An 8,375-nucleotide genomic window follows, 5' to 3' on the forward strand; every position below is an offset into this window, starting at 1 on the left:
TAAAAAACGTATTTACCACAGGCTTCCCTGTACAAGCTTTTTGTCACAGGGTTGAAACCTCATGTGGTAAATATTATTAAAAATACGTTTTCGGACTCCGATTTTTAAACATTTTCATAAAAAAAGCGTTTATTTGCGCCGGTAAACAAAAGAGAGTTTTTTAGATATGCTGGAAAGAAAAAACTATGATTCTTACAACCAGTGGGTAAACCTGTTTGTTGTATGCTGCGAAACTGTTGTTGCAGGAGCGGTTTATTATCTCTACTGCTGTCTGACGGAAAACAATCCCTGGAACAAGACAATGAATGCACCGATGCTGCAGAGCCTGCTGATAATCGTGCTCTGCTATTTCATCGCCGCAATCCAGGTGGGAGTTGTGCTCTACAAGCGAAAAGTTTATGCTTACCAAATCATTACGAAGGTATTCAAGAACATTGTCGGATTCGGAATCCTTGCGGGACTGATTCTGCACATGGGGAAGTTCCTGGATGCATGGTCGCTTTTCTACTTCACTTATCTGATCATCCTTTTCATAATCATGGCGCTGTTCCGGCTCTCGCTCCGCAAGTTCGTCAAGAGCTACAGGCAGCGGGGAGGAAACCTGAGGTACGTGGTGCTGGTGGGAAGCACACAGAACATGCAGGACCTCTACCACGAACTGACGGACCAGGACTATACGGGATACAGGGTGCAGGGTTATTTCGACTTCGAACCGAACGAGGATTTCCCGCGGGACTGCAAATACCTGGGAACTCCGGAAAATGTGATCGACTACCTGAAAGAGAATGAAAACACGCACTACCTGTACTGCAGCCTCCCGTCGAAGAACGGACAGCTGATAAAATCAATCATCGACTACTGCGAAAACCACGTGGTTCACTTCTACAGCGTGCCGAACGTATACAACTACCTGCACCACCGCATGTACTTCAACATGGTAGGCAACGTGCCCTACCTCAGCCTGCGGAGAGATCCGCTGAGCCGCTTCGGAAACAAGGTGCTGAAACGGACGTTCGACATCGTGTTCTCGCTGCTGTTCCTCTGCACGCTCTTCCCCATCATCTTCATCGTCGTGGCAATCGTAACGAAAATAACCATGCCGGGACCGATCTTCTTCAAGCAGAAACGGAACGGGCTCAACGATGAGGAATTCTACTGCTACAAGTTCAGAAGCATGAAGGTGAACGCGCAGGCCGACACGCTGCAGGCCACAAAGAACGACCCGAGAAAGACAAAATGGGGAAACATCATGCGGAAAACGAACATCGACGAGCTGCCGCAGTTCATCAATGTGCTGAAAGGCGACATGAGCGTGGTGGGACCGCGCCCGCACATGCTGAAACACACGGAAGAATATTCGAAACTGATCAACAAATACATGGTGCGCCACTTCGTGAAGCCGGGAATCACGGGATGGAGCCAGGTGACGGGCTACAGGGGCGAAACCAAGGATCTGAAAGACATGGAAGGACGCATACTCGGCGATATCTGGTATATCGAACACTGGAGTTTCGGCCTTGACCTGTTCATCATCTACAGAACGATTGCGAACGCAATCCATGGGGAAAAGAACGCTTACTAATCAAAACTTATACATAAAAAAAATGAAAACGACAAGAACTTTCAAGCCAATATGTTTGATACTGCTGCTGCTTTTTGCCGGCTCTGCGGCATTTGCACAGGGAAAATGGGACGCTTTCCCCAAAAATGAGAAATGGTTTCTCATGGGAGGCGTGGGAATACACGGCTATGTGGGCGACTACGACAGCCAGATCAGCTTCGGGGAACGCTTCGGAGCCGGCGGCGAAATTGCCGTAGGAAAATGGATAGCCCCCGCCATCGCAGTGCGGCTGCAGCTCAATGCGCTGCACGCAGTGGGAGGCACAAAGTCCGGAAAGAAAGAATCGTGGAACTACGGCCACGCACATGTTGACGCCATGCTGAACCTCTCGGAGCTGGCTGTCGGAGCGGACGAAGAACGCCTGTACAGCGCCATCCCGTTCATGGGTATAGGTGTGGCCAGAAGAGCGGCACGCCACAATGCGGACGCCGTTCCGACACTGACCATCGGACTGCTCAACAGCTTCCGCATGAACGAGCATCTCTGCCTGAACATTGAAGGCAAAGGAAGCATCGTGGGCGACAAGCTGGACGGACTGGCCGGCGGCAGAAGCGGAGAAGGAACGCTCACGCTGACAGTTGGCATGACATACAATTTCTAATATGCAACATAGACCATAAAATAAAAAGACAAGTTAATGTTTTTTAGGAGAGTTTTTACAGGATTACTGATATTAGTTTGCTGTTTTCAGGTAGCCACAGCACAAGCCGCAAGAGAAAAAAGTCAGAAACAGACGATTCCGTTCAAAGAAAGGTGGGCATTCAGATCAAATGCCGTAAACTGGGTGGGGCTAATGCCGAACATTGGAGTGGAATATGACCTATCCAGCTCTGTATACAACAAGTGGACACTGGGCATATCCGCCACATGGAACGGAAATACAGACGTCAATTTCGACCAGAAAATCCAGCAGAGAATCAACGATTACCGCATCGAGGCGCGGAAGCACGTAAAGCCGTCGCTCCAGATCCGCCCCGGACAGAAACGTATGCCGAAATTCTGGCGGACGTACTACTGGGGAATCTATGCCGGATACACGAAGTTCAACCTGATGTGGAACAAGGGAGTGGCCGGCGACCTGTTTCAGGCGGGAGTCACCGGCGGATGGGAAGTGCCGCTATACCAGTGCAAGCAGGGAGGGCTCGACCTTGATCTGGGACTGAGCATCGGAATGCTTTACGCCGAATACGGCAAATACAGGTTCGCGGACGGAAAGACGGTGCTCACGGAGGAAAAAGGAAGGCACATCCTTCCCTATCCCCTTCCCACGGAAATCAGGGTAGGCATCGTTTACCGCTTCAATTCGATCAAATATAAATATACTAAAACGAAAACTAAATATTAACGGATATGCTAAAGCTATTTAACCAGAGGACAATTCAAAAAGCCGCAATGACAATGCTGCTGGCATGCGCTGTATCTCACATGCACGCACAGCTGATTGCGGCAAAGACAAATGCACTCCTGTGGGGAAACCTGACCCCCAACCTTTCGTTCGAACTGGTCACTTCCGAAAAGACCAGCGTAATGGCGGGTGCATTCTATTCGGTCGACCAGAATCCGCTCGACTGCAGCATCAAGGGTGTTGACATACAGGCGAGGTACTGGATAAGCGGACGGCCGCTTGCACAGAGTTTCATCGCCCTGGGACTGCAGGGCATGAGATACAACGCCACATTCTCCGGGAAACGCCACTTCGGCGACGCCGCAGGACCGGGGCTTGTATACGGATATGCACTGCCGCTCACCAAACGGTTCAACCTGGAATTCAGCGCAGGCATCTCGCTGATGTGGTTCAGAGAACAGAAATACGAGGAAGGGACTCCTGCCCCGGACAACTACAATTCCACCGGCATGAAAGTGATGCCGATGGGACTGGGAATCACATGTACGTACATATTTAAATGAAATGAAGCATGAAAACTTACTTTAAAACAGGAATTCTCCTCATAACGTGCCTGCTGGGGTGCGCGCTTCCGGCTGCAGCCCAGAAGATGACCAAAGTGACAGGTATCGTCTACAACATCGCCGGAAGAAAGAAAATACCGTTTTCCGACATCGCAGTCCAGGTGTATGCAGCCAAGACCGTGGCTGAAGGAAAAGACATAAAGAAGGCGCTCGACTCGGATCCGAACGATCCCGACAGGCTGATCATGTTCCATCTCGACAAGAACGCAAAGACTACGACCGACAACAACGGATACTACGAAATCATGGTACCCGACAACGGCGCCCTGATCTTCAAGGCCGGACTGAGCACGGCCGTGTTCAAGGAAGTGGACCACCGCATGAAAATAGACGTGGAAATCAACGACGGACTTCACCTCAGTGAAGTGACCGTGACGGGCATACGCACGGAAATGGCACCCGAACCGCAGGCTCCGATCATGTTCGGCAACCAGTATATACCTTACACCACATTCAACATCCCGTCGCACACGGGAAACCGCTATTCGAGGCTCATCATCCAGCCGTATGTGGTGGACTGTATGCTGAATGACACGGTAGTGCTCCCGCGTCCGCTGGTGTACGACGGAAAAGAATATTCCATGACACAGCTCCGAAAAAAGGGATACGACATGAGCCGTGACCCGCTGAACCCGTACATCATCAAGGACCAGTATCTCTCGAGCGACCCGATGACCATCCACTGGCGCGACACCGTTGTGGTGCCGGACGCAACCCACAGCTACAACTGCTACGCGACAATCAGCATCGAGGACTATTCGGCCATCACTTACCGCACATACGAGGTGAACACCTGCAAGGCAAAACGGCCGCTAAAGTTCCTCCAGTACAACATGCTGTACCAGACAATGGATCCGATGGACTACAAGGAGCGTCCGCAAATACAGAAGCGCAACACGTCGGACAAGATCCTGCTGACGTTTGAAATCAATTCGGACAAGCTTGTGCAGAACGAGGAGAACAAAAGAAGCCTTGACATGCTGAGAAACAGGCTGAAGGAAATCGCAGAGTCGCCGGGCGCAATCCTGAAAGAGTTCCACGTTACCGGAACTTCATCGCCGGACGGAAACTACTACTCGAACCTGGCTTTGGCGGAAAGACGTATGAAACGCATCGAAAGCGAAATAACTTCCATCCTGCCCCGCCAGATTCTGGAACGCGTATACCGCAATCCGCAGGCAACAGTCGCTCCGTGGTCGGACATCGTAACGCTGCTTGAACGTGACGGAAAAACGGGCGAAGCGGCTCAGGTGAAAGAAGTGCTCGCCAGATACAAAGACGCGAACCAGCAGGGTATCGCCTTGAAAAAGCTGCCGTTCTACAAATCCGTAATCACAACATATCTCGAAGAACTGCGCAAGGTAAACTACAACTGCATATACGAAATCTACCGCGAGCCGAACGACGAGGAAATCATGGCTCTCTACAAAAAGGAAGGGGCAGACGGAACGTATACGCGCTATGAATACTGGCGGCTGTTCATGCTGCTGAAAGACAGGGAGCAGCTGAAAGAAATCTACCGCAAGGCTTACGAAACGTCGCTTGCCGAAAGAGGAAAGCCGTGGGCATTGGCGGCAAACAATCTGGCTGTCATGTGCCTGGAAGACGGAATTTCAGACACGGAGATTCTGGATCCGCTGATTGACCGCGCAATCTACACCACCGACTACAAGCGCACAAGCGATGACAACCAGCGCGTTGAAATCATCAACCCGTCGCCGATTGTGAACAACCAGCTGTGCATGTATGTCAACAAGGGCGACTTCACCAACGCAAGCATATTGGCCAAGATGCTTCCGGAGGACGAGAAGTATGACATGCTGAAGGCTTACGCATGGGCCATCGGAGGATATTTCCGCGGAGGAGCTACTCCCGAAGAAAAGGCACGCGCAGAAAAGACATTCAACACCATAAAGAACTCTTCGCCGCAGAATGCCGTAGTGATGTATCTGGCGCTCGAATCGCCGGAAGGAGATGCAGAGGCTCTGAAACAGATTGAACTGCTGCCGCAGGAAGATGCGCTGACCTGGTACTTCAAGGCCGTCATCTCTGCGAGAAAGGGCGACTTGAGCATCAATGACACTGCATTTATGCTCTCGGAATGCTTCAAGCGTGACAAAAAGTTCATATCCATCGCACAGAACGACGGTGAATTTGACGACGATACCGTAGAGATCGCATTGGATTTGTATAACTAACAAACAAATAAGATTAAACTATGAAACCTAAATATATTATACCCGTCCTATGCGCCTGCATATGTGCCTTACAGCCTGAAGACTCGCACGCACAGGCAGTGAAACTGCGCAAGGACAGTACGGAAAGATATTTCAACGCACTTGACTATACCCTGCAGAAGCGCTATATCCCGCAAGGGAAAAAGGTGGGGAACGACATGCCCGGGAAAAACTTCTCGCTTTCGGCAGGTGCCGGAATCCAGAAGCTGAGAGGAGCCGGAGCAGGACTTCCGCTCTACTACAACGGAAGCATCAGCCTGTCGAAAGACTTCACTCCGTTCAATACTTACCGGGTGACCCTGCTGGGGGGATTCAACGATGAATTCAAACAGGGGGGCATCGAAATCGACCACCTGTTCAACCTGTCTGACTACATCGGAGGATACCGGAGCGGAGCGCACATGAACCTGTATACCGTGCTGGGTATCGGCGGCTATGCCAGCAAACGCGACGGAAAAGACGCAAAGATCTCGGGGTCGCTTCATGCCGGACTTCAAGCCACTTACCACCTGTCGAAGAACTGGGACTGGTTCGTGGAGCCGAAGATGTATCTTTATACCGACGGAATTGACGGATATACCTGCAACAAGCGTTACGACCTGGCCTACGGAGTGGTTACCGGCATCACCTACCGGTTTACGGATCTGCCTGTCAAGCCCAAGTCGGAAGATGCCGGGGATAACCTGTTCATCGAAGCTGGCATAGGCACACAGGCGGACTTCGTCAAGAACGTGCGCGAAAACCTGCCCGGACTGCAGATGCTGGGACCGGCCGCTTCACTCTCTCTGGGAAAGTGGTTCATGCCGTTAGGTATCCGCGGAACAATATTCGGAGGATTCCACTATACGTTCAACCCTGAACAGAACAAGAGCGAAGAAGTGTATGCAGGCGGACGCATAGAAGCGATGGTCAACCTGAACACGCTGTTCAAGCCCACGCTGACCGACCCGAAGCTGGAGGTGAATCTCTCGGCCGGCTACGAACTGGGAGCCTTGGGACACCGCAGCGCAATGTACTCGAAAAAGATCCGCATGTTCCACAGCCCGACGGCCGCAGCACAGCTTGTCTATTTCGTCAACGAGCAGATCGGCGTGTTCGGAGAAGCACGCTACAGCCGGAGCCAGTATACGCAGCCGTACAAGAGCGGAATAACCCAGGACCGCCACATGCAGAATTTAGGCGTCATGTTCGGTGTGCAGTACCGCAGAAGAAAGGCGGACTTCGATTCAAGAAGGGGCGTGTTCAAGCCTTATAACTTTGTGTATGCAAGCGTAGGGGGCAATTTCCCGATGCGCACCACCAACATCAAGGGACAAAGCTTCTTCTCGCTGGTGGGCCAGCAGGCTACAATCGGATACGGACGCAAATATACGCCCATATCGGGTGTAAGGGCATATATGGAAGTGGGACGCTATCCGTATATCGGAGGAGGAACGTATCCGTTTTCCATCGCCGCAGACTATATGCTTGACGTGACCAACCTGATAGGCAATTACAACGAAAACAGGATATTCACGCTGAACGCATTTGCCGGTATCGTATATACGCACCACGAACTGCTGAAGAACAACTACTTCGGATTTGAGGCCGGACTGCAGGAAAGCTTCCGGATTTCTGACGAATGGAGTATCTTCCTCGAAGAGTGCGCCAGAGGGTATAAGGGAAAAATCACTCCCTCGGCACGTGTGTACACTTCAAAGAAGCTGTCGGGTGTGCTGAGCGGAAGCGTCGGAGTCAGCTACCGCTTCTGAAAACAGAGAGAATACAGTTAAACCGAAATGACAAAAACCATGCTGATAGCTGTTGATTTTGACGGAACTCTCGTGGAACACCGCTACCCGGAAATCGGCCGGGAACTTCCTTTTGCCTTCGAAACACTGAGAATGCTGCAGAAGGAAGGGCACCGGCTGGTGCTGTGGAGCGTCAGGGAAGGCAAACTGCTGGACGAGGCTGTGGCTTTCTGCAGGGAACGCGGGGTGGAATTCTATGCCGTGAATGCAAATTATGAAGAAGAACGGGAGAACCACCAGCACTTCTCAAGGAAACTGAAGGCGGACATTTTTATCGACGACAGAAACCTGGGGGGAATGCTCGACTGGGGCAGCATCTACCGGATCATACACCACAAGATCAAGATCGCTGACCTTATTGCGGACGCTCTTGAAGAAAAGCTGGGAGAAAAGGATTACGAACGTGAAGCGAAAGGAAAGAAAGGTTTCTTCAAGAAGCTGTTCGGCTGACCCTGGCCGACTTTGATGAAAGCCCCGGAACAGGAAACAAATACCATAAAAGGGTGTGTCGGAACACAAATCAACCAGATTTTGTTTTGTAAGCATCCGATAAAGTACACATTGTAGATTTGTAAAAAACAACAAACTCTTCTTATCAACGAATATAAAGTTGACAGGAAGAGTTTGCTGTTCTATTGTATCGTAAGCATTCGGTAAACCACGTATTTTCGTCTCCAACTTCCATCATTAACTTTACGTCCAAAAAGCCAAGTTATGATGACACGAGATTCATTCTTTTCTATAAATTGTTTCATAATT

The 8,375-nt window shown here is 50.7% G+C and carries 7 protein-coding genes; all 7 read left to right on the top strand.

Annotated elements, in window-relative coordinates; translation table 11 throughout:
* Positions 1-166: 166 nt before the first annotated feature.
* From QUW60_RS13095 to QUW60_RS13125, 7 genes are read left to right on the top strand one after another with little or no spacing between them, the layout of a single operon-like run.
* Entirely contained in the window at positions 167-1,582 is a 1,416-nt protein-coding gene (locus QUW60_RS13095) for an undecaprenyl-phosphate glucose phosphotransferase (protein ID WP_289561015.1), read from the top strand.
* A 22-nt stretch (positions 1,583-1,604) separates the two neighbouring features.
* Positions 1,605-2,222 carry a hypothetical protein gene (locus QUW60_RS13100; protein WP_258338347.1) on the top strand — a complete coding sequence of 206 codons (618 nt, stop codon included), beginning with the start codon at positions 1,605-1,607 and terminating at the stop codon, positions 2,220-2,222.
* 36 nt (positions 2,223-2,258) lie between these two features.
* A complete protein-coding gene (locus QUW60_RS13105) occupies positions 2,259-2,966 on the top strand; it encodes a DUF3575 domain-containing protein (RefSeq protein ID WP_289561016.1) in 708 nt (235 codons plus the stop codon).
* A gap of 5 nt (positions 2,967-2,971) precedes the next feature.
* Positions 2,972-3,529, top strand: coding sequence for a DUF3575 domain-containing protein (locus QUW60_RS13110; RefSeq protein WP_258338345.1), 558 nt, complete (start codon positions 2,972-2,974; stop codon positions 3,527-3,529).
* An 8-nt stretch (positions 3,530-3,537) separates the two neighbouring features.
* On the top strand, positions 3,538-5,787 hold the full coding sequence (locus QUW60_RS13115) for a hypothetical protein (protein ID WP_289561017.1): 2,250 nt from the start codon (positions 3,538-3,540) through the stop codon (positions 5,785-5,787).
* Positions 5,788-5,807: 20 nt separating this feature from the next.
* Positions 5,808-7,577, top strand: coding sequence for a hypothetical protein (locus tag QUW60_RS13120; RefSeq protein ID WP_289561018.1), 1,770 nt, complete (start codon positions 5,808-5,810; stop codon positions 7,575-7,577).
* A gap of 39 nt (positions 7,578-7,616) precedes the next feature.
* Positions 7,617-8,066, top strand: coding sequence for a BT0820 family HAD-type phosphatase (locus QUW60_RS13125; protein WP_258338373.1), 450 nt, complete (start codon positions 7,617-7,619; stop codon positions 8,064-8,066).
* Positions 8,067-8,375 lie beyond the last annotated feature (309 nt).

It is taken from the genome of Bacteroides gallinaceum, from assembly GCF_030373775.1.
GTDB lineage: Bacteria > Bacteroidota > Bacteroidia > Bacteroidales > Bacteroidaceae > Phocaeicola > Phocaeicola excrementipullorum.